General features: G+C 58.7%; 18 protein-coding genes. 7 read left to right on the top strand and 11 right to left on the bottom strand.

The annotated features are described in order from the left end of the window. Positions 1–65 precede the first annotated feature (65 nt). The gene (locus ACSQ13_RS16355; RefSeq protein ID WP_295508062.1) at positions 66–1,442 is read left to right on the top strand and encodes a tetratricopeptide repeat protein; all 1,377 of its coding nucleotides are present in this window, start codon (positions 66–68) and stop codon (positions 1,440–1,442) included. A 56-nt stretch (positions 1,443–1,498) separates the two neighbouring features. Here the strand turns inward: ACSQ13_RS16355 and ACSQ13_RS16360 are convergent, their stop codons facing one another. The 7 genes from ACSQ13_RS16360 to ACSQ13_RS16390 all read right to left on the bottom strand — a co-directional run bounded on the left by ACSQ13_RS16360 (position 1,499) and on the right by ACSQ13_RS16390 (position 9,464). After that, positions 1,499–1,936 (bottom strand): c-type cytochrome, encoded by a 438-nt coding sequence (locus tag ACSQ13_RS16360; RefSeq protein ID WP_176250368.1) that lies wholly within the window; start codon positions 1,934–1,936, stop codon positions 1,499–1,501. A 77-nt stretch (positions 1,937–2,013) separates the two neighbouring features. Further along, positions 2,014–2,661 carry a maleylacetoacetate isomerase gene (gene maiA, locus ACSQ13_RS16365; RefSeq protein WP_295508066.1) on the bottom strand — a complete coding sequence of 216 codons (648 nt, stop codon included), beginning with the start codon at positions 2,659–2,661 and terminating at the stop codon, positions 2,014–2,016. Next, positions 2,658–3,362 carry a fumarylacetoacetate hydrolase family protein gene (locus ACSQ13_RS16370; protein WP_295508069.1) on the bottom strand — a complete coding sequence of 235 codons (705 nt, stop codon included), beginning with the start codon at positions 3,360–3,362 and terminating at the stop codon, positions 2,658–2,660. The genes maiA and ACSQ13_RS16370 overlap by 4 nt, the downstream gene beginning before the upstream one ends. Positions 3,363–3,431: 69 nt before the next feature. Beyond that, complete coding sequence (locus ACSQ13_RS16375) at positions 3,432–5,678, bottom strand: heavy metal translocating P-type ATPase (protein WP_295508073.1); 2,247 nt, start codon at positions 5,676–5,678, stop codon at positions 3,432–3,434. A 155-nt stretch (positions 5,679–5,833) separates the two neighbouring features. Beyond that, the gene (locus tag ACSQ13_RS16380; RefSeq protein WP_295508076.1) at positions 5,834–7,342 is read right to left on the bottom strand and encodes a heme biosynthesis protein HemY; all 1,509 of its coding nucleotides are present in this window, start codon (positions 7,340–7,342) and stop codon (positions 5,834–5,836) included. Between the two features lie 10 nt (positions 7,343–7,352). Further along, positions 7,353–8,543 (bottom strand): COG4223 family protein, encoded by a 1,191-nt coding sequence (locus ACSQ13_RS16385; RefSeq protein WP_255200196.1) that lies wholly within the window; start codon positions 8,541–8,543, stop codon positions 7,353–7,355. Positions 8,544–8,759: 216 nt separating this feature from the next. Then, the gene (locus tag ACSQ13_RS16390) at positions 8,760–9,464 is read right to left on the bottom strand and encodes a uroporphyrinogen-III synthase (RefSeq protein ID WP_295508078.1); all 705 of its coding nucleotides are present in this window, start codon (positions 9,462–9,464) and stop codon (positions 8,760–8,762) included. An 80-nt stretch (positions 9,465–9,544) separates the two neighbouring features. Here ACSQ13_RS16390 and tsaD point away from each other — a divergent pair, with 80 nt between their 5' ends. Genes tsaD through ACSQ13_RS16410 form a run of 4 tightly spaced genes read left to right on the top strand, consistent with a single transcriptional unit; the run spans position 9,545 to position 12,273 of the window. Further along, positions 9,545–10,630 (top strand): tRNA (adenosine(37)-N6)-threonylcarbamoyltransferase complex transferase subunit TsaD, encoded by a 1,086-nt coding sequence (tsaD, locus tag ACSQ13_RS16395; protein WP_176250362.1) that lies wholly within the window; start codon positions 9,545–9,547, stop codon positions 10,628–10,630. Beyond that, a complete protein-coding gene (locus ACSQ13_RS16400; RefSeq protein ID WP_176250361.1) occupies positions 10,627–11,580 on the top strand; it encodes an NAD(P)H-dependent glycerol-3-phosphate dehydrogenase in 954 nt (317 codons plus the stop codon). Before tsaD ends, ACSQ13_RS16400 begins: the two co-directional genes overlap by 4 nt. Before the next feature lies 1 nt (position 11,581). Beyond that, positions 11,582–11,854 carry a YciI family protein gene (locus tag ACSQ13_RS16405; RefSeq protein ID WP_295508081.1) on the top strand — a complete coding sequence of 91 codons (273 nt, stop codon included), beginning with the start codon at positions 11,582–11,584 and terminating at the stop codon, positions 11,852–11,854. Next, on the top strand, positions 11,854–12,273 hold the full coding sequence (locus tag ACSQ13_RS16410) for an EVE domain-containing protein (RefSeq protein ID WP_295508083.1): 420 nt from the start codon (positions 11,854–11,856) through the stop codon (positions 12,271–12,273). Before ACSQ13_RS16405 ends, ACSQ13_RS16410 begins: the two co-directional genes overlap by 1 nt. Before the next feature lie 235 nt (positions 12,274–12,508). Here ACSQ13_RS16410 and ACSQ13_RS16415 read toward each other — a convergent pair whose 3' ends face one another. After that, positions 12,509–12,850 carry a DUF2853 family protein gene (locus ACSQ13_RS16415; RefSeq protein ID WP_295508085.1) on the bottom strand — a complete coding sequence of 114 codons (342 nt, stop codon included), beginning with the start codon at positions 12,848–12,850 and terminating at the stop codon, positions 12,509–12,511. Between the two features lie 104 nt (positions 12,851–12,954). Then, positions 12,955–13,713 carry an MBL fold metallo-hydrolase gene (locus ACSQ13_RS16420; RefSeq protein ID WP_295508087.1) on the bottom strand — a complete coding sequence of 253 codons (759 nt, stop codon included), beginning with the start codon at positions 13,711–13,713 and terminating at the stop codon, positions 12,955–12,957. Positions 13,714–13,755: 42 nt separating this feature from the next. Between ACSQ13_RS16420 and ACSQ13_RS16425 the strand changes: the two genes are divergently transcribed. Both ACSQ13_RS16425 and ACSQ13_RS16430 read left to right on the top strand, forming a co-directional pair. After that, positions 13,756–14,892, top strand: coding sequence for a pyridoxal phosphate-dependent aminotransferase (locus tag ACSQ13_RS16425; RefSeq protein WP_295508089.1), 1,137 nt, complete (start codon positions 13,756–13,758; stop codon positions 14,890–14,892). A gap of 28 nt (positions 14,893–14,920) precedes the next feature. Next, positions 14,921–16,273, top strand: a complete 1,353-nt coding sequence (locus tag ACSQ13_RS16430) for a cytochrome-c peroxidase (protein ID WP_295508091.1) — start codon at positions 14,921–14,923, stop codon at positions 16,271–16,273. Here the strand turns inward: ACSQ13_RS16430 and ACSQ13_RS16435 are convergent. Together ACSQ13_RS16435 and ACSQ13_RS16440 are read right to left on the bottom strand one after the other, a co-directional pair. Next, positions 16,270–17,784, bottom strand: coding sequence for a CRTAC1 family protein (locus ACSQ13_RS16435; RefSeq protein WP_295508093.1), 1,515 nt, complete (start codon positions 17,782–17,784; stop codon positions 16,270–16,272). The two genes, ACSQ13_RS16430 and ACSQ13_RS16435, sit on opposite strands and share 4 nt — an antisense overlap. Continuing rightward, positions 17,781–18,980, bottom strand: coding sequence for an ROK family protein (locus tag ACSQ13_RS16440; RefSeq protein ID WP_176250353.1), 1,200 nt, complete (start codon positions 18,978–18,980; stop codon positions 17,781–17,783). The genes ACSQ13_RS16435 and ACSQ13_RS16440 overlap by 4 nt, the downstream gene beginning before the upstream one ends. Between the last annotated feature and the right edge of the window lie 72 nt (positions 18,981–19,052).

The following is a 19,052-nucleotide window of genomic DNA, read 5'->3' on the forward strand; positions in this document are numbered from 1 at the left end:
GTCTTGCTGAACGATATCATGACGCATTTTGGCTCTAACACAGGGCATTTAGTAAAGGGTGCAGTATGACAACCGATCTATACGGTCTGCCGATCACCACGCAAAACCCGCAGACCCTTCAGGGGATCAATGATTTCATTCACGGTTTCATCGCCTATGAGACGAAGGCCCCGAATATCATTCCGACAGCCGATGCCGACCCGGCCTGTGGGCTGGCAAATGCCTATGCCGCGATGCTGTGGATGTTTCTTGAGGCCCCCGCCGCCCCGGCCAAGGCTGCACCCTATATGGCCCGCGCGCGTTCAGCCGACCCCAGCACCCAACGCGAGGCGCAGGTGATTGAAACCATCGGCCATTGGGTTGATGGCGATATCCCCGCGATGCTGGCAGGATGCGATGCCATTACCAACGACCATCCGCGCGATGTCACCATGCTCAAGCTGGCGCAGTATCATCTGTTCAACACCGGTGATGCCGCCGGTATGCTGCGCTTTGCCCTCAAGGCCCTGCCAGACGCCGTTGATATCCCCTATGTGCACGGTATGATCGCGTTCGGCTATGAACAATGCCACCTGCTGGACGATGCCGAAGCCGCCGCGCGGCGGGCCATGTCCCTGCGCCACGACGAACCTTGGGCCCATCACGCCTTGGCGCATGTCATGCTTACCCAAGGGCGCGTATCCGAAGGGGCCGCGTTTCTGGAAAGCGTTGCTGGCACATGGCAGCCCCTGAATTCCTTTATGCGCAGTCATAACTGGTGGCATCTGGCGCTGTTTTATCTGTCACAGGGGCGACATGACGACGTGCGCTGCGCCTATGACACGCATATCTGGGGCTTGGCCAAAGACTATTCCCAGGATCAGGTCGGTGCCGTGTCGCTGCTGGCGCGGATGGAATTCGCAGGCGTCAGCGTGGGTGACCGATGGGCAGATGTTGCCGATCACATCGCATTGCGCGGGCAGGATACGGTAAATGCATTCCTGACCCTGCAATATCTATATGCGTTAGGTCGCACAGCCAAACCGGAGGCACAGTCCCTGATGGCTGCCATCAAAGCCCGCGCCGCAGATACCCGCCAACATGATCATATTGCGTGGGCAGAAGTCGCCCTGCCTGCTGCCCGCGGGATCATCGCACATAGCAAGGGCGATTGGCCGACTGCGATCACGCTGTTGGGTCAGGCGTTGCCCCGCATGGCGGAATGTGGCGGCAGCCATGCGCAGCGCGACCTATTCGAGCAAATCCATCTGGATGCGCTGGTTCACGACGGGCGTGCATCAGCCGCGCAACAAGTGCTTGAGATGCGCCGCACCTATGACCCTGACGGCGTGCCGCTGAACATGCTTTTGGGCGATATCTATGAAAAAACAGGTTTGCCCGAACAGGCATCCAAGGCCCGTGCCCGCGCGGAAAAGACCCGCACATCGGTCGCATCACAGTAAAAGGCCCGCACAACGATACCGTTGGGCGGGCCTTTTGGTTATCCGTTCAAGGTCGTTTATTCGCTTTTAGGCTCTGCTTCGCCCGCGGCGGGGGAAACGCTGGCCAGATATGCAGCCACGTCTTCGCCACCCTTGCGCAGTTTGAACGACATGTTCGACCGCACCTTGGCGTCGTCCAATGTTTCACGCAGAAAATCGGTCGGGTTCGTCATATAGGCGGCCAAAGTGGCTTCGTCCCAGATCAGGCCCGCTGCGCCAGCCGCAACCAGTGCATCGCTATATTTAATGCCATCAACCGAGCCGGCCTGACGCCCAACGATATTGAACAGGTTCGGGCCGGTTTTGCCACCCTTCTGGATCACTTCGCCCGCATCATCGACGATCGCGTGACAGGCCTTGCACTTGCCAAAGTTCTTTTCGCCATCGGCTACGTCGCCTGCGAATGCAGGGGCTGCAAAGGCGGTTGCCAAAAGTGCTGTATAGATCAGTTTCATGTGTCGTCTCCCGTTTAAAGCTTGTGGATTAAGATAGCGCGCAACGGCACTAGTCAATATCGACCAATGGGCAGGTTTCAGCCGGCATCGGGCTGGTTGGGCGGTGATGCCTGCACCAAAGCGGGGATCGCCATGCAGTTCTCGTGGATCCGCCGGATCGTCGGGAAGGGTGTCATATCCACCTCGAACCGCACGTTATTGAGCACTTGCGCATAGAGGCAGAGATCGGCAAGACCCACCTTGTTTTCATGACAAAAATCGCCTGTTTCCGGTTCCGATGCCAACCGCTTTTCTAATGCCTCAAGGCCCGCACTTGCCCATTTGCGGAACCACGCGGCCTTGCCTTGGGCATCCACCCCAAACTCTGTCTCAAGATGTTTGAGGATGCGCAGATTGTTCACCGGATGGATGTCCAATGCGACAATATGCGCAAGGCTGCGCACCCGCGCACGGCCCCAAGGGTCGGAAGGCAGCAGCGGTGGCTCCGGATGCGACTCGTCCAGCCACTCGAGAATAGCGAGCGATTGCGGTAATGCACCCTGCGGTGTGACCAAAGTGGGGACGAGGCCCGAGGGGTTCAGCGCCAGATGTTCGGGGCTGGCCTGTTCGCCCTTGAGCAAAGACAGCGGGATATAGTCGTATTCCAACCCCTTGAGGTTCAGCGCCGCCCGCACCCGTACCGAGGTAGAGCTGCGGAAATAGTTATGCAGCGCAAAACCCGTCATGCTCGTGGGCCTATGGTGACCTCGAGCGTGCCAATGCCCTCAACGCCGCCCGTGACAACATCGCCCGCTACGATTGCACCAACACCGGCCGGTGTGCCGGTCATGATGATATCACCGGGGGCCAACGTCATCGCGCGCGACAGGGTCGCCACATGTTCACGCACAGACCAGATCAGATCGGCCAGATCGGCGTCTTGTTTCGTCTCGCCGTTCACGGCCAGCCAGATGCGCCCGTTTTCAACAGAAGGCACATCGGCAATCGGGACAATCGGCGCGATGGGGGCCGAATAATCAAACGCTTTACCCCAATCCCACGGGCGGCCCATCGTTTTGGCCTCGTTCTGCAAATCACGGCGGGTCAGGTCGATGCCGACCGATGCCCCCCAGACGTGATCCATCACGTCTTCCTCGGCGATATCAGCGCCGCCCTTGCCAATCGCGATGATCAATTCGATCTCGTAATGCAGGTTTTCGGTCAGTGGCGGATAGGGGATGGTGCAAGGCGTATCAATCGCCGCGTCAGCGGGTTTCGTGAAAAAGAAGGGGGCCTCGCGTGTCGGGTCTTTGCCCATTTCGATCGCATGGGCCTCGTAATTCCGGCCAACGCAAAAGATACGGCGTACGGGAAACCGTGCGTCTGATCCTTTGATCGCAAGACTTGCCTGTTTTGGCGGCTCAAATGCATAGGTTTCAGACGTCATGTGCGTGCCCTTTCTGAAGATTACATGTCTGGGATAGCGCCCAATTTTTCCGGCGTCATCCGTTAAGGATCAAACCTTTACATTTATGCGCCGCAACCGCAGAGCGTTGGTCAGCACAAACACCGACGAAAACGCCATGGCCGACGCGGCAAGGATCGGTGACAGCAAAATCCCGAACACCGGATACAGCACACCTGCGGCAACGGGGATCAACGCCACGTTATAGCCGAACGCCCAGAACAGGTTCTGGCGGATATTGCGCAAGGTTTCATGGGACACGGCAATGGCGCTGTTTACGCCGGTCAGACTGCCGGACATCAACACCACATCGGCGGATTCAATCGCGACATCGGTGCCGGTGCCAATGGCGATCCCGACATCCGCATGGGCCAAGGCAGGGGCGTCATTGATGCCATCCCCGACAAAGGCGATCTTTTTGTCCGATCCGCGCAGCTTGTCCAGCGCATCGATTTTACCATCAGGCAGAACGCCCGCAACGACGTGGTCAATGCCAAGGGTCGCTGCCACGCTATGGGCTGTTTTGGGGTCATCGCCGGTAATCATCGCGACCTGAATGCCGCGTTGGTGAAGCGCTGCAATCGTGGCTTTGCTATCGGGTTTGATCGGATCGGAAATTGCGACCAAACCTGCAATTTTCCCCGCAACAGAGACATAAAACACGGTTTCACCCTGTGCTGCGCGGGTGTCGAATTCGGTCACGAAGGATGATGTATCAACATTCAGCTCCTCCATCAGCCGCGCATTCCCGATGTGAATGTCCTGACCATTTACTGATGCGGTGACCCCTTGGCCATTAATCGCCTGAAACCCTGTGGCTTCGGGCAGTGTCATGTGTTTTGCGGCGGCGGTAATCGCGCTTGCGATCGGGTGTTCCGACAGAATTTCCACTGCCGCAACCTGCGCCAACAGGCTGTCGCGCGACCGGCCTTGCGCAGGGATCAGGGCGGTCAGCGCCGGGTGGCCCTGGGTCAGGGTACCGGTTTTATCAAACGCCACGATATCAACGCCACTTAAGGCTTGCAGCGCGTCGCCCTTGCGGAACAACACGCCCATTTCAGCCGCACGGCCAGTGCCCACCATAATGGATGTCGGTGTGGCCAGACCCATTGCACAGGGGCAGGCGATAATCAGCACCGACACCCCCGCAACAAGCGCATGGGACAACACCGGCGAAGGCCCGAAAAATGCCCAGATGGCGACCGTCAGCAGCGCGATCCCCAGAACGGCAGGCACAAACCAAAGCGTAACCCTGTCAACCAACCCCTGGATCGGCAACCGCGCGCCTTGGGCTTGCTGAACCATACGAATGATCTGCGCCAGCGTCGTATCATCCCCAACCGACGTCACGCGGCATGTCAGACTGCCTGTACCATTTACGGTACCACCGGTCACAGGATCCCCAGCCGTTTTGCGTTGCGGCATCGGTTCGCCGGTGATCATGCTTTCGTCGATGCCGGAATCGCCGCTCAGGATCTTAGCATCAGTCGGCAAGCGTTCACCCGGACGGATCAATATTTCATCACCGACTTTCAGGGTCGAAATATCCACATCAACCCAATCTGCCCCGCGTTTGACCCGCGCCGTATTGGGTTGCAGCCCCATCAGTTTTTGGATCGCGGCACCTGTCCGGCCCTTTGCGCGCGCCTCGAGCCAGCGGCCCAGCAAGATCAGCGCGATGATTGCGGCGGCGGCTTCGAAATAGACCTCGCGGGCGGTGGCCGGCAAAAGTTGCGGCAAAAACAGCGCGACGGTCGAATAAGAAAACGCAGCCCCCGTGCCCAAGGCAACCAGACTGCTCATGTCAGGTGCGCCGCGCAGAAAGGCCGGTATGCCCAATGAATAGAACCTGCGGCCGGGACCAAGGATCAGAACCGTGGTAAGGACAAACTGGATCAGCCAACTGCCCTGATGGCCGATTGTGCCAGCGATCAACCTGTGCATCCCAGGGACCATATGAGCCCCCATCGCCAGGATAACTACCGGCAACGCCAGCGCCGCAGCAACATAGAAGGCGCGCCCGACTTCCTCTGCCTCTTCGCGTTTGTGGATGGCGTGGTCTTGCGTTGTGGTTTTGGTCGCGGCCACGGCGGGATAGCCCGCATCTGTCGATGCTTTGGCAAGGGTTTGGATCGTTACCGCGCCCTTGGCATGGGTTACCATCGCCGTGTCGTCCGCAAGGTTCACACTGACCTCGGTCACACCGGGCACGGCCCGCAAGGCCTTGTCGACCCGCGCGGCACAGCCTCCGCAGGTCATACCGCTTACCGACAGTGTTTGTATTTCGTCCCGCGCCATTTCAAACATCCTAACCGAAAGGGTTACCCACTATATAGGCCTTCGGGGGATGCATTGAACAGGGGGCGCTGATCAAAGCGCCTGCGTCACAAAAACAAAGACCGACGCCAACGGGGTACGCTGGCATCGGTCTGACGATTTGTGCAGTCCGGCGGTTACTTTTCCGCAGGGGTATCCGGCTGTTTCTTATCTTGCTCGGCATCAACAGGGTCGTCGATCAATTCGGCGTCCTCAATATCAGCCCGCGTTGCAACGGGTGCTTGCGCATCCGCACCTGAATTATCTTCGATTGCGCCTACGATCAGCGGCAGCATTTGCAACCCGCCCGGCATCGCGACTTCGGACATGGGCGGTGTTTTCCACGCCAGCGTATCAAAGCTGTGGCAGTTTTCACAGGTCGGTGCCCATGCAGCGTGGATATGCTGGCAGTTGTCACAAATCCACTGCGGGCCACGCGATACGGTCAGCGCGCGGGCAAGCCAGCCTTTGACGACAGTATCAGACGCGCCCTCTCCCCGCTCAATCGCAGCCATCAAAGTGACGGACCGCGCTGTCGGATCGGTTTCAACCAGATCACCCAAAGACCGCCGCGCTTGCGGGAAATCTTCGTTGGCGATGTTCAGTTCAGCAAGCAACATCTTGGTTTCAGCATGATCCGGCTGCGCTTTGGTCAGCGCCGTGAACCGTTTCAACCGTTCGCTCGGGCTCTCGTTTGGTGCAATTGCGGCAAAGGCTGCGGCCAGATCGGGGTGCGGTTGAACGCTCCATGCCTTTTTCAGCAGACGGGCGGCGTATTTGGGTTTGCCTTGATCGATAAAACCATGCGCCGCCATCACGGCCGCCGGGATCAGGTCAGGCGACAAACGGTTCGCTTCGATCGCCGCTTCGCGCGCTTCGATGCTGCTGCCGTCGCTGATGATGTCTTTTGCTTCGGACAAGGCCAGAACGGCATCGCGGCGTTTGTGAACATCGCGCGGCAACTGGCCATTTTTCAACTTGGTGTTCAGCGTTTCGCGTGCACCCTTCCAGTCTTCTTTTTCAGCCTGAAGCTTTAGCAAAACATCGCCGGTTTCTTCGTGCTTTGGCTTCAATGCAAAGGCTTTCTTTGCCAGCATCAGCGCTGTGTCCGTGTCACCATCGGCCAATTTTTGCTTCATGATGCCGCGTATGCCCACAAAACGGGTCGATGTATTTTCCACCATCTTGCGATAGGATTCTTCGGCCAAACGGCGGTCGCCGGCCATTTCGGCGGCTTGGGCAATCAGCAGATTGGTCAGTTCAGGCTTTTCCAGATATTTGTCCGCTTTGGCGGCCTTGGCCAACGCCAACCGGCCCTCGCCACTGGCCAGCGCCATCAACCCTTCGGACAGGGCCTCGTAACCTTTTCTTTCGCGGTTGCGATCAAAATAGCGCGACAACGCGGTCTCATCGCCATTCAGGAAGTGCCAGATCGCCACCAAAAGCGCGATCACCTTGAGCAACACCCAAACTGCGATAACCAACAGAATAATCGCGATAACAGATTGCAGCGGCCCAAAGTTGAATTCCGTCCCCATGACGGTCACCTGCAATCCGCCCGAGCTTTCCAGCAGGAAACCGGCACCCCATGCCAAGGCGGCAATGGCCGCAACAAACACAACGATCTTAATCAATGACCAAAGCATATCAGTTTCCTTAATTTGCCGTCAGGCGTTGCGTCAGGGTGTCTACGGCATCTTGCGCTGCCTGACGGGCTTGCGCATCCGCGATCCAGTCGGCCAATGGCGCCTTGGCGCTGTCGGGCAGGGCGTCGATTTCGGTCAATGCTTGTGCCAGTTGCCCTTCGCGCATCGCCGCTTCGGCACGCGACAAGATTGCGTCGGGGTCATTGCCTTCGCGCGGGATAACAGATCGCGCCCCAAGCTGGTTTTTCAAGAAATTGCCCAAGCCGCCAGTGGCACCCGCAGGCTCTTCTGCACGCGCAACCGCCAAGGATGCCCGCGCGGCATCGGGGAAACGGTCTTGCAAATTCGCACTGGTCACAACGCCCGTTTCGGCGGCTTCTGCCAGAACGGTGGGCAGATCGTTGATACCGTTGGCCTGCAATTCGGCAAGTTCATCCGCAAACGGCTGGCCGGTGCTGATCGCCGCAACGATCCGGGCAAGGGCCGATTGTGCTGCTGCGGCCTTCGCGGCTTTTTCTGTTGCTTCCTCCACGCTCAGCGCGTTCTCCAAAAGCTTCGCGATTTCGTCACGTTGGGTTTCAACCGAAGACTTGAGCCCGGCCAGTTCGGCCTCGAACCCTGATGTGTCGATTTGTGGGCCATCACCCGCGCTTGGGGCTGGACGGCTGGCAATCTCGTCTACACGGGCGGACAAATCCGCGATCGCGGCTTCAATTCCGGACATATCTGCGGGGGCAGCAGCAGGCGCTGCGCTTGCTTGCTCAAGCTTGGCGATCCGCGCCTCTTGTGCGGCAAGGTCCTGCGTAAATGTGGCTGGTGCTGCATCCTCAGAACGCAGCCCCAAAACGTTCAGCTCTGCTGCGGCAAACCCGATGGCACCGGCAACGATCCCCCCCAGAACCATCGGAAAAAACACGCTTCTGGATTTTTCGGGTTCTACCTTGGGCGCAGCAGGCGGGGACGACACAGATGCGGTGCTGGCTGTTTTCACAGGCTCGGTTGCCGGCTTTGCAGGTTCGGCCTTTTTCTCAACCGGTTTATCGACGGTTTCGGCCTTGGCTGAGGTTTCGGGTGCGATAGCAGGCTTTGCGCTGTCCATCTTGGGCACATCCGGCGTCGAAGATGTCGTTGGATCTTTGGGTGCCTTCGCGGCGGCAGTGGGTGCCGGCGTCGCGGGTGCAGGCTGGGTCGGCTTTTTCACTTGATCAGCCTTCTCAGCGGGTTTCGTTGTTCTGGCTGGCGTTTTACGCACGGGTTTCGGCTTGGCCGCGGCAGAGGACGCACGCGAGGCCGTATTTTCCGTGGGCTTGTCGCCGCCAGTGGTTGGAGTTTTCGCTTTCGCCACGCTTGAAACCTTTCCGATTCTGACTGTTTGTCAGGCAATATCCTCAACCTTAGACGGCAATCAGGTTGGTCTTCAAGGTAACGTGGCCCAATCTACGGCAGTTTCAAGCGCAATATGCATGGATGCGGCGTTAGGGCAGTCGGCAACCACAAGTTTACCGATGTCGGACTGCGCAAGCGGCTTTGCCACAGCATCGCTTAGCGCAATCACCACGGCTTTGTGTAAGTTTGCGCAGTCAGCAACGAACTGCGTCGCCGTTCTGGGCGAGAACAGCGGCACGATACAGGGGATTCCAGCGGCAAGCGCGGTTTGTGCAGCCATCGAGAGCGGCAAAAGCTGTTGATCGTACACGGCAACAACATCCGTTTGCACCCCCGCAGCTGTCAATCGCGCAGCGATATCCCCGCGCTGGTGGACGCCGCCGATATGCAGCAAAGGGGCCGGGGGCGGGGCTTTGATCAGGTTTTCAATCAATTCATCTGCATTTTGACCCAAAACGCTGGCATTCCAGCCGCGCTGCCTTGCGGCCTCGGCCGTGCGGGCACCGACGCAATAGCCCGGAAAACCATCACCGTTCCCCGCATGATCGACCCCGTTTGCCGAAGTGAAAATCACCCCGCGATAACGCGTCAGGTCCACGACCGCATCTGTCGGCATAATTTTCAGCAAGGGGCTGGTAATCAGCGCCAGCTTTGCCAGCACCTCAGGCTTGATCGCGTCAACAAACCGCTGGGACGCAAGCGCAGGGCGGGTCATGATCAGCACAGGCAATGTCATTCGGCCAAGGCACCCCAAGGATTGTTCCGTCTGTCCCAAGGTGTTACTTGGCCCGGAACACCCTTGCAACGGAAACGGCCATGATTGTTCTTGGATTGGAAAGCAGCTGCGACGATACCGCTGCCGCAATAGTACGTCATACACCCGGTGAAAACGGGGTTGTTTTGTCGTCGGTTGTTGTGGGCCAAACGGATCTTCACGCCGCTTTTGGTGGTGTCGTTCCTGAAATCGCCGCCCGCGCGCACGCCGAAAAGCTGGACCTTTGCGTAGAAGAAGCCCTGAAAAAAGCGGCTCTAACATTGGGTGATGTTGATGCGATCGCCGTGACGGCTGGCCCCGGTCTGATCGGCGGTGTGCTGTCAGGGGTCATGTGTGCCAAGGGGTTATCGGCCGCAACGGGCAAGCCGCTTTACGGGGTGAACCATCTGGCGGGTCACGCCCTGACGCCGCGCCTGACCGATCATGTCGCCTATCCTTTCCTGATGCTTTTGGTATCGGGCGGCCACTGCCAGTTTCTGCTGGTGCACGGGCCGGACCGGTTTCAACGGCTTGGCGGCACGATTGACGATGCCCCGGGCGAGGCATTTGACAAGGTTGCGCGGCTGATATCACTGCCGCAACCGGGCGGGCCTGCCATCGAACAGGCCGCTTTGACCGGCGATGCCAAACGCTTTGCGCTGCCCCGGCCCCTGCTGGACCGTCCCGATTGCGATATGTCGTTTTCCGGTTTGAAAACGGCTGTTCTGCGGGCCCGTGACAAGGTTATTGCCGAAAAAGGCGGGCTTACCGTTCAGGATCAAGCCGACCTTGCCGCCGGATTTCAAGCCGCTGTCGTTGATGTACTGGCGGAAAAGACGCGACGCGCGATGAAGGCCTATATGGATCACGACCCTGCCGAGCCTGCCTTGTGTGTTGCAGGCGGGGTTGCGGCGAATCTGGCCATTCGCGCTGGGTTAGAGACTGTTTCAGACGAATATGGTGCCCTGTTTGTCGCGCCCCCGCTGGCCTTGTGCACAGATAACGCCGCCATGATCGCCTTTGCCGCAGCAGAGCAAAGCAGCCTGCGCGGGCCGGATGATCTGACGTTATCCGCACGGCCAAGATGGCCGCTGGACACCAACCAACCGTCAATGTTGGGCAGCGGAAAAAAGGGAGCAAAAGCATGAGCATTGCAGTTCTTGGTGCCGGTGCCTTTGGGACCGCGCTGGCGATTTCACTGGCGCATAAAGGGCCTGTTTCGCTTTGGGCGCGTGACAGTGGTGACATGGCGCTGGTGCGTGAAAATGCCAAACGGCTGCCGGGCTGCCCCTTTCCCGACCCGCTGTTTGTGACCGATATGATCGAGGACGCGACCAAGGCCGATATCCTGCTGGTGACGGTCCCCATGCAAAAACTGCGCGGATTTCTGACCCAGAACGCCGGCTATTTGAACGGCAAGAACATCGTCGCGTGTTGCAAGGGGATCGAACTGGAAACCGGGCTGGGGCCGATCGCAGTGATCCGCGAAACGCTGCCCGATGCGGTGCCTTCCATTCTGACAGGCCCCAGCTTTGGCGCTGATATCGCGCGCGGCCTGCCCACTGCACTGACCCTCGCCTGTGCGGATGCGAATGTGGGTAAAATGCTCCAGACCGCTTTGACCACCAATAACCTGCGGCTTTACCGGACCACTGACACAATCGGTGCCGAACTGGGGGGCGCATTGAAAAACGTGGTCGCCATCGCCTGTGGTGCCGCGATCGGTGCCGGTTTGGGGGAAAGCGCGCGTGCCGCTGTGATGACGCGGGGCTTTGCCGAAATGCAACGGCTGGCCGAACACCTGAACGCCAAGCCGGATACCTTGGTAGGGCTATCGGGGTTTGGTGACCTTGTGCTGACCTGCACATCGACCCAATCGCGGAATTACCGGCTGGGGCTGGCCTTTGGCGAAAAGCAGCCCTTTGACAGCACAACAACCGTCGAAGGGGCTGCCACCGCGCGCGCCGTTGATACGCTTGCCCGTGAACGCGGTCTTGACCTGCCGATCACCGCAGCCGTTGCAGGGTTGGTCGAGAATAGATTAGATGTGCCCAGCGCCATGAAAGCGCTTTTGAACCGTCCGCTAAAGGAAGAATAACATGTTTGTTGCCCTATTCGCCCACGACAAACCCGGTGCACTGCCCTTGCGTCAGGAAAACCGTCCCGCCCATGTCGACTATCTGAAATCGACCGGATGCGTTGCGCAGGCCGGCCCTTTGCTGGATGCTGACGGCCAAATGTGTGGATCGCTGGTGATCTTGGATGTGGCAGATATGGCTGCCGCGCAAAGCTGGGCCGACAATGACCCCTATGCCAAGGCCGGTCTGTTCGCGGATGTGCAATTAATCGCTTGGAACAGGGTCATCGGCTGATGGCGTTTTGGCTATTCAAATCCGAACCATCGACCTGGGGCTGGGATGACCAGGTCGCCAAAGGTGCCGAGGGCGAAGAATGGGACGGCGTACGCAACTATCAGGCGCGGAATTTCATGCGCGAGATGGCGTTGGGGGATCGTGGATTTTTTTACCATTCCCAAGGCGAACGCGCGATTGTCGGCATCGTAGAGGTGTGCGCCGAGGCGCATCAGGACAGTTCAACCGACGATGAGCGTTGGGAATGCGTCGATATCAAAGCCGTGCGACCGTTCAAAAAGCCCGTTACGCTGGATCAGATCAAATCAGATGACAGGTTTGACGATATGCCATTGGTCACAAGCCCGCGTTTGTCAGTGCAGCCTGTTACGGATCAGCAGTGGCAGCAGATTTGCGCGATGGGCGATACGGAAGCGTGATTTGTAAAAGGGTTCCGGCACCCCGCCAGAACCCTTTCTCACCCCACACGTCCCCCGAAAGGCCACCTCGTGTGTATCGAAATTTGTTCTGGCCATCCTGGCCGACTTGGTTTGGATACAGCCGCAACTGCGTCGGCGCAAGAATCTAATGTTTAAAAGGCCTTACAATACATAAACGCCCGATTAACCAACCGGGCGCCTATGACTTGGTCTTGGTTTCGTAATCTGTCCGGGCTTAACCGTAGACGGATTCTTTGCCGAAATGCTTGGTCAGCATATAATAAATCACCGCGCGGTATTTGTTGCGCTCTGATTTGCCGTATACTTCGATCACTTTATTGATCGCTTCCATCAGCTCGGGGCCGTCTTCCATGCCCAGCTTTTTGATAAGAAAGTTATTCTTAACCAGCTCAAGTTCGCTTGCTTGCGATCCGGCCACTGTTTGCGCATCCGCGTTGTAGATTGACGGTCCGCAGCCAATTGTAACTTTGGTCAGCAAAGCCATATCCGGCGTCATGCCGCATTTATTTGTCAGATCATCCGCGTATTTCGCGATCCATTCGTCTCTTTTTCCCATTTGATATCTCCCACAGTTGTATTTGACCGATGATTACGGCCTTGGAGCGAAGCCTAGTCAGAAATTTTCAGTCGCAAAAGGTTTTTTGTGACGTTGACGCAAAGTCACGGAAACCAATGCGGTGCCTTTTTTAATATGGGCCAGTCTTCGGGGCTGTGGCCAAAGATGATAAGGGCATCCCGCTCGGCCGCCATCTGCATCAACCGATCACCATGATGGATGGCAAGATCAACATCCCATGATCCCGCGAATTTCTCGTCAATCTCGGACGCGCGGCTGATCGCGTCTGACGTCAGCAACACCCAGCCGGTTTGTGGAAGCCGCAGCATAAACGCCAACTGACCCGGCGCATGTCCGGGGCACAGCAGCACGTCAAACCCATCCCCCAGCGCGAAATCCTGCGTGACCAGTGCGTAATCGGCATCCGGCCACTCCATCGCCTGTTTGCCGGACCAATAAAGTGGCCGTGGCAACGCGCGCTCGGCTGCGGCGATCAGAATTGGTGCTTGGGGATAGCCGCCCATATCGCCCACATGATCGATATGCGTATGGCTTTGGATCATCAGCGTCACATCACCTTTGGACAAGCCCAGTTTGGCCAATTGCGGCCCGGGCATGTTGTCGGCGGTCACTGACAAAACCTGACCAAAGCCACCCAGGCTGTCCTGAGCCGTGGCTGCATCTGCATCCTTCGCATATTTTTGCGGAAAACCAGTGTCTATCAAGACGGTTTCCCCTGCGTCCGTCTGGATGACGTACCCACAGATCCCGACATCACGGGGCCCTGAATGCACGCGGAATAACCCGTAATCCAGCACCGCCAGACGGATCGGTTTGCCTTTCAACGAAACTTGCATATTCATATATCCGGCCCCTATCGCGGGCATGTTAGCCCAAGGCGCGTCATGAAAGTCAAGATACACACCCTGTTCCAGTATCTGCTGGAAACCACCGATGCCGCCCCCGAGGCGATTGTCGGCTTTTCGCTGTCAGGGTCACCCAAGCTGGGGGATTATCTGGCCGACCTGAACCCCGAACAATCGCTGGATTGGAACAACCGCGACTTTCGCGGCCTGCCGGAACTGCGCGATCATGTCTTGGCCCAAGCGGGACTGACGGGCATTTGCACCCCCGCCGATGTCCTGATTACCGCCGGGGCAGCCGAGGCGAATTACCTCGCAATCATGCAAACGCTTCAACCCGGCGACGAGATCGTGATCGAAACACCCGGCTGGCCGCAAGCCGAGGTGCTGGCCAAGGCGATCGGGGCCAGAATCACGCGGATCGAACGGCGCGAGGCGGACGGCTGGCGACTGCCCATCGACCAGATTGCCGATGTGGTAAACGACCGGACCAAGATGATCTTTCTCACCAATCCGAACAATCCCACCGGCGATCTGCTGTCTTCAGACGAAATTGCCCGGCTGGTGCGCATCGCCGATCCGGTCGGGGCGTGGTTGCTGATCGACGAAGTGTACGCAGGGCTAGAATGGGATGGCCCCCGCGCACCGTCTGTCGCCGGTAGGTATCAGCGTGGGATCACCACCGGATCTGTCTCAAAGGCGTTGGGGCTTCAGGGGTTGCGCACGGGCTGGATGATTTGCCCCGATCCCCAGATGATCATGGACGCGGTTATTTTACGTGAAAATTCATCCGAGATCATGAACATCATGGGCGAAGTCATTGCCGAAATTGCCCTGCGGCCCGACCGCTTTGGCGCAGCCATGCACAAGGCCAGAGCAGAAGGCCGCGCAAACCTTGCCCAGATGAACGCTTGGGTGGAGGCGCAGGACGGGCTTTCTTGGGTATCGCCGCGTGCGGGGCTGATCGGGCTGGCACGTCTACCTGATGGTATTGACAGCGATCTATTTGCCCGCACCCTTTTGGCGGACCCGTATCGCACGTTCCTGCTGCCGGGCAGCGCCTATGACCAGCCGAACCACATCAGACTGGGTGTCGGCGGCGGTGCTGCGGTCAATTTGCAAGTCGGCTTGGAACGTGTTGCCAAGGCCCTGCAAAATTGGGATCACCAGCCTTGTTGAGACGGAAAAATTGCGCAATGTTGTCCCCATGATTTTACGTCGTTCATCCCCTGTTCTGTTTGCCTTCAGCGCGGTTGCCGCTTTGGCCGGCCCCTTGCCTGAACCTGTACCGGCATCAGCGTTTGATCCTGTGAACTTGGACGAAGCGATATTGGGGCAATTGCTGTTCTATGATCCGGTTCTCTCAGGCAATAAGAACATCGCCTGTGCAACCTGCCACCACCCGGATTTCGCCACCAGTGACGGGGTATCGCTGGGCTTGGGCGAAGGCGGCGTTGGTCTGGGGCTTGAGCGGCGCGGTGATCCTGACAACCTGCCAGAGCACCGGATTCCCCGCAATTCGCCCGCTTTGTTCAACCTTGGTGCATCGGAATTCACCGTTCTGTTCCATGATGGCCGGATCGAAGTTGACGCGGCCATGACCTCGGGGTTTCGCACCCCGCTGGACGACGACATGCTGGAGGGCTTTGCCTCGCTTTTGTCGGCGCAAACCATGTTTCCGGTTCTCAGCCCGGATGAAATGGCGGGGCAAGGGCGCGAAAACGATGTGGCCAAGGCCGTGCGACAGGGGCTGATCACAGGTGAAGGTGGCGCTTGGGATATTCTGGCGCGCAGGGTTGCGGCGCTGCCCGGCTATGCCCAGCGGTTCCAAGCCGTTTATGACCATATCGACAGTCCTGACCAGATTGCCTTTACCGATATTTCCAACGCGATAGCAGTGTTTATTGCCCATGAATGGCGGTCGGATACATCTATTTTCGATGCTTACCTGCGTGATCCCAAGACGGATTACCCCTTGGATGCGGCCAAGGGGCTGGACCTGTTTTATGGCGATGCGGGATGCAGCACCTGCCATTCCGGCCCGTTCCAGACCGACCATAAATTTCACGCGATGGGTGCACCGCAGCTTGGCCCCGGCAAGGCAGCGGCCTTCGAGACCCATGCCCATGATTTGGGCCGCCAAGGAGTTACCGGCGATCCGGCTGATGCTTTTGCCTTTCGCACACCGTCCTTGCGCAACGTGATGCAGACCGGGCCGTGGGGCCATGCCGGTGCCCACAGCCGGATCGAAAGGTTTCTTTACGATCACCTTGATCCGGCATCCGCCGCAAAAACCTATGCTGATGATACCGACGAACGACGCGCGGTGCGCTTGCCCCCGCTTGCCACCGATGACTGGCGTGAAATGGATGACCCGACCGCCCGCGACAACATCCTTCAGGCCGCGCTGATCCGCGCGCCTGTCGGGCTGAGTTCAACAGATATCGCCATGTTAGTCTCGTTTTTGCGCACACTGGATGATGAAACGGCGTTGAATGGCCGGCTTGGCATCCCGCGTGACGTGCCCAGCGGTTTGCCCGTGGGCGGTGCCCCGAATTAATCCGCTTGAACAATCACGGCTGTTTCGCCTGCCTTGGCGGTGATGGGCGCGCTTGTTGTACCATCGGGCCAGCGTACGGTGATCTGGGCCGTTTCCGCGCGCCCGATCCCGAAATGCAGCGGCAAGGCCACGCCGCCCGCATGACCCCCGCCAACAGTGACCTGCTGGCTTTGCCCTGATCCGCCCGCGTTGATCATGACCCGCGCGCCTATAGCAAAGCGGTTGCCACCAGCCCCGTCAAGCCGCACCGCGATGGCGTTGCCCGAATCTGTGCTGACGTTATGATACAGTCGCATCGGTGCGCGCCGGTTCACCACCACCAAATCCAACAAACCGTCGCCATCAAAATCGGCCAAACCCGCCCCACGGGACCGCGCCACATCGGCAAGACCAGCCGTTTCGCCTGCTTCGGCAAACCGGCCATCTGCGCCTTGGATCAACAGGTTGTTGGGGTCACGCATTGCCATCCCGGGCATCTGGTCGACATTGCCCTTTGCGATAAACAAATCAGGCAGCGCATCGTTATTCACGTCACCAAACGTCGCGTGCCAGCCGGTCGATGGCCGCCCATCGCCCTTGATATAGGGGTTATGCGCAAAGGTGCCGATATCGTAGGGCGCGTTTATATAGGTGCCATCCGGTTGGGCGATCTGCATCAGTTGATCCCCCATCGACGTCAACATCAGCTCGTCCCGACCGTCCCCCGTCAGATCACGGCTGGCAATTCCCATACCCCAAAGTGACACGGTCGCAAAACCGTCATCAGGACCCAGAAAGCGGCGCTCCTTGATATCCCACACCTGTTCCGACCCGCCGGAAACATAGTAATGCCGATCATTCGAAATGCGCAGCGACATTACACCACGCGCATCTTGGGCCGCCAGCATCGACAAGGTGCAATATCCGGGCGCAAGCGTTTCGGCGGCATAGGTTGGCGTATCGGTGGCGGCTGGGGACAGGATGGTTTGCGTATCACATGTGCCAAACGGGCCGTCAGGGTTGGCGCGGTCAACATAGTGACCGACAGCCAAGGTGGGAAACTGCGCGCCTTCGTCCCACCAGGCGGTAAAGGCGGTTGTCCATTGATCGGTCTGCGGAATGGCCCAGCTTTCGGTAACATCCGTGAAACCGCAATCAGGCCCGCCGCGCAACACACGGTCTGGCCCGACACGCATCACATACAGATCCAGAACCCCGTCGCCATCAATATCAACCGGATAGACCCCCGTTACGCCGGTCAGCTCGCCCGATACAGAGACCGGATCAAACGCGATAGCCCCTGCGTTAGAGACGTTTCTAAGCAAGATCATCGGTGACGTGCCGCCCGCTGCCACAAGATCGGGCAAACCATCGGCCGAACAGTCAAAGGCCGACACGCCACCGCCGACAAAATGTTCCCAGCCGCCGGTGTACATATGGTCGGGCAACGCGGTGGTGATATCGCTGAACACAGGTTCGGCCTGCAATGATCCGGCTGCCAGGACGCAGACAATAGACAGCCGGCAGATCATGCGGCGTTTTCCCCCAGCAGCGCATCTGTCACTTCGGACAAGGCAAGCGCCGCAGCACCCTTGGCCCAGACTGAGCCGCCCCAGGCGTGAATATCGACGGGGGTTGGCGTCCGTCCGGCAGGGAGAATCATGCTGTTCATCTCGGCTAACATATCGTCGGTGGTTAAATAGTCATAGCGCATCCGCTCGCCGCTCAGGATGATCCGCTCGGGATCAAACAGCTGGACGATATTCGCCAAACCCACACTCAGGAACCGCCCTGCCCGCCGGAAAATGGCCAATGCGGCCTCGTTTCCGGCATTTGCTTCCTCGTACAATGTCTCGATCATGGTCACCGCAGAACTGTTGGATCTGGGATCGCGGTCCAGCGCGGTGCCAGCCTCGCGGACAAGGGCGTAATCAGCGACATAAGCCTCAAGACACCCGCGCTGGCCACAGCGGCACAGCGCCCCATCCAGCTGCACCTTGGTGTGGCCCAGCTCCATCCCCGGGCCCAACGCGCCGCGGAACAGCCGGTTGTTCAACACCAGCCCCATGCCAACGCCGCGTTCAATGGTAACAACAACAAAATTCGACGTCCCCCGCCCCGCACCGAACCACAATTCGGCAAGCGTCAGCAGGTTGGTGTCATTGTCCAGCGATACGGGCAGGTCCAACTGCTCCATCAGCAATTCGCGCAGCGGAATGTCGGTGTCGGTCATCACCGGCGACCATTTTACAACCCCTGTACCTGCATCCACGATCCCCGGCAGGCCGATCCCGACGGCACTGATGGAATCATGCTCTTGCCCGGCTTTCTGCAAAAGCTTCTTAATTAGGGTCGAAACCTCGGCTAAAACTTCGGCTGTGCTTTGGCGTAATGCACCACTGGTCAACTGCGCCTCGGCGATGACCGTGCCCGCCAGATCCAGCAGGATAGCGGTATGGCGTTCGTCTGAAAGCTTCATCCCGACCACAAACCGGCTGCACGGGGCCACACGCAAGGCGATTGGCGGACGGCCACGGCTGGTGCCGCGCTGGCTGTCCTCGACCTCTTGCAGCAGGCCGCGCGTGATCAGGTCGGATGTGATCGTTGTGACCGAACCGGGGCTGATATCAAGGGTGCGCGCCACGTCCATGCGGGGCATGTGCCCTGCCGCACGCACCTGTTCGAACACCTGCTGACGCAGCGGGCGGGTATCTTCTTGCGACAGCATAAGTCGCGGCCCGCAGCCAAAAGGCGCTGCTTCGCTGCCTTCCAATCTGCCCTGCCGAATTAGTTCGCTAGC

Origin of the sequence: Sulfitobacter sp. SH22, assembly GCF_965641905.1 — a bacterium.
Classification (GTDB): domain Bacteria; phylum Pseudomonadota; class Alphaproteobacteria; order Rhodobacterales; family Rhodobacteraceae; genus Sulfitobacter.

Coding starts and splice junctions, on each gene's coding strand:
- ACSQ13_RS16355 (WP_295508062.1), top strand. CDS start 66: ATGACAACCGATCTATACGGTCTGCCGATCACCACGCAAAACCCGCAG.
- ACSQ13_RS16360 (WP_176250368.1), bottom strand. CDS start 1,936: ATGAAACTGATCTATACAGCACTTTTGGCAACCGCCTTTGCAGCCCCT.
- maiA (WP_295508066.1), bottom strand. CDS start 2,661: ATGACGGGTTTTGCGCTGCATAACTATTTCCGCAGCTCTACCTCGGTA.
- ACSQ13_RS16370 (WP_295508069.1), bottom strand. CDS start 3,362: ATGACGTCTGAAACCTATGCATTTGAGCCGCCAAAACAGGCAAGTCTT.
- ACSQ13_RS16375 (WP_295508073.1), bottom strand. CDS start 5,678: ATGGCGCGGGACGAAATACAAACACTGTCGGTAAGCGGTATGACCTGC.
- ACSQ13_RS16380 (WP_295508076.1), bottom strand. CDS start 7,342: ATGCTTTGGTCATTGATTAAGATCGTTGTGTTTGTTGCGGCCATTGCC.
- ACSQ13_RS16390 (WP_295508078.1), bottom strand. CDS start 9,464: ATGACATTGCCTGTGCTGATCATGACCCGCCCTGCGCTTGCGTCCCAG.
- tsaD (WP_176250362.1), top strand. CDS start 9,545: ATGATTGTTCTTGGATTGGAAAGCAGCTGCGACGATACCGCTGCCGCA.
- ACSQ13_RS16400 (WP_176250361.1), top strand. CDS start 10,627: ATGAGCATTGCAGTTCTTGGTGCCGGTGCCTTTGGGACCGCGCTGGCG.
- ACSQ13_RS16405 (WP_295508081.1), top strand. CDS start 11,582: ATGTTTGTTGCCCTATTCGCCCACGACAAACCCGGTGCACTGCCCTTG.
- ACSQ13_RS16410 (WP_295508083.1), top strand. CDS start 11,854: ATGGCGTTTTGGCTATTCAAATCCGAACCATCGACCTGGGGCTGGGAT.
- ACSQ13_RS16415 (WP_295508085.1), bottom strand. CDS start 12,850: ATGGGAAAAAGAGACGAATGGATCGCGAAATACGCGGATGATCTGACA.
- ACSQ13_RS16420 (WP_295508087.1), bottom strand. CDS start 13,713: ATGAATATGCAAGTTTCGTTGAAAGGCAAACCGATCCGTCTGGCGGTG.
- ACSQ13_RS16425 (WP_295508089.1), top strand. CDS start 13,756: ATGAAAGTCAAGATACACACCCTGTTCCAGTATCTGCTGGAAACCACC.
- ACSQ13_RS16430 (WP_295508091.1), top strand. CDS start 14,921: ATGATTTTACGTCGTTCATCCCCTGTTCTGTTTGCCTTCAGCGCGGTT.
- ACSQ13_RS16435 (WP_295508093.1), bottom strand. CDS start 17,784: ATGATCTGCCGGCTGTCTATTGTCTGCGTCCTGGCAGCCGGATCATTG.
- ACSQ13_RS16440 (WP_176250353.1), bottom strand. CDS start 18,980: ATGCTGTCGCAAGAAGATACCCGCCCGCTGCGTCAGCAGGTGTTCGAA.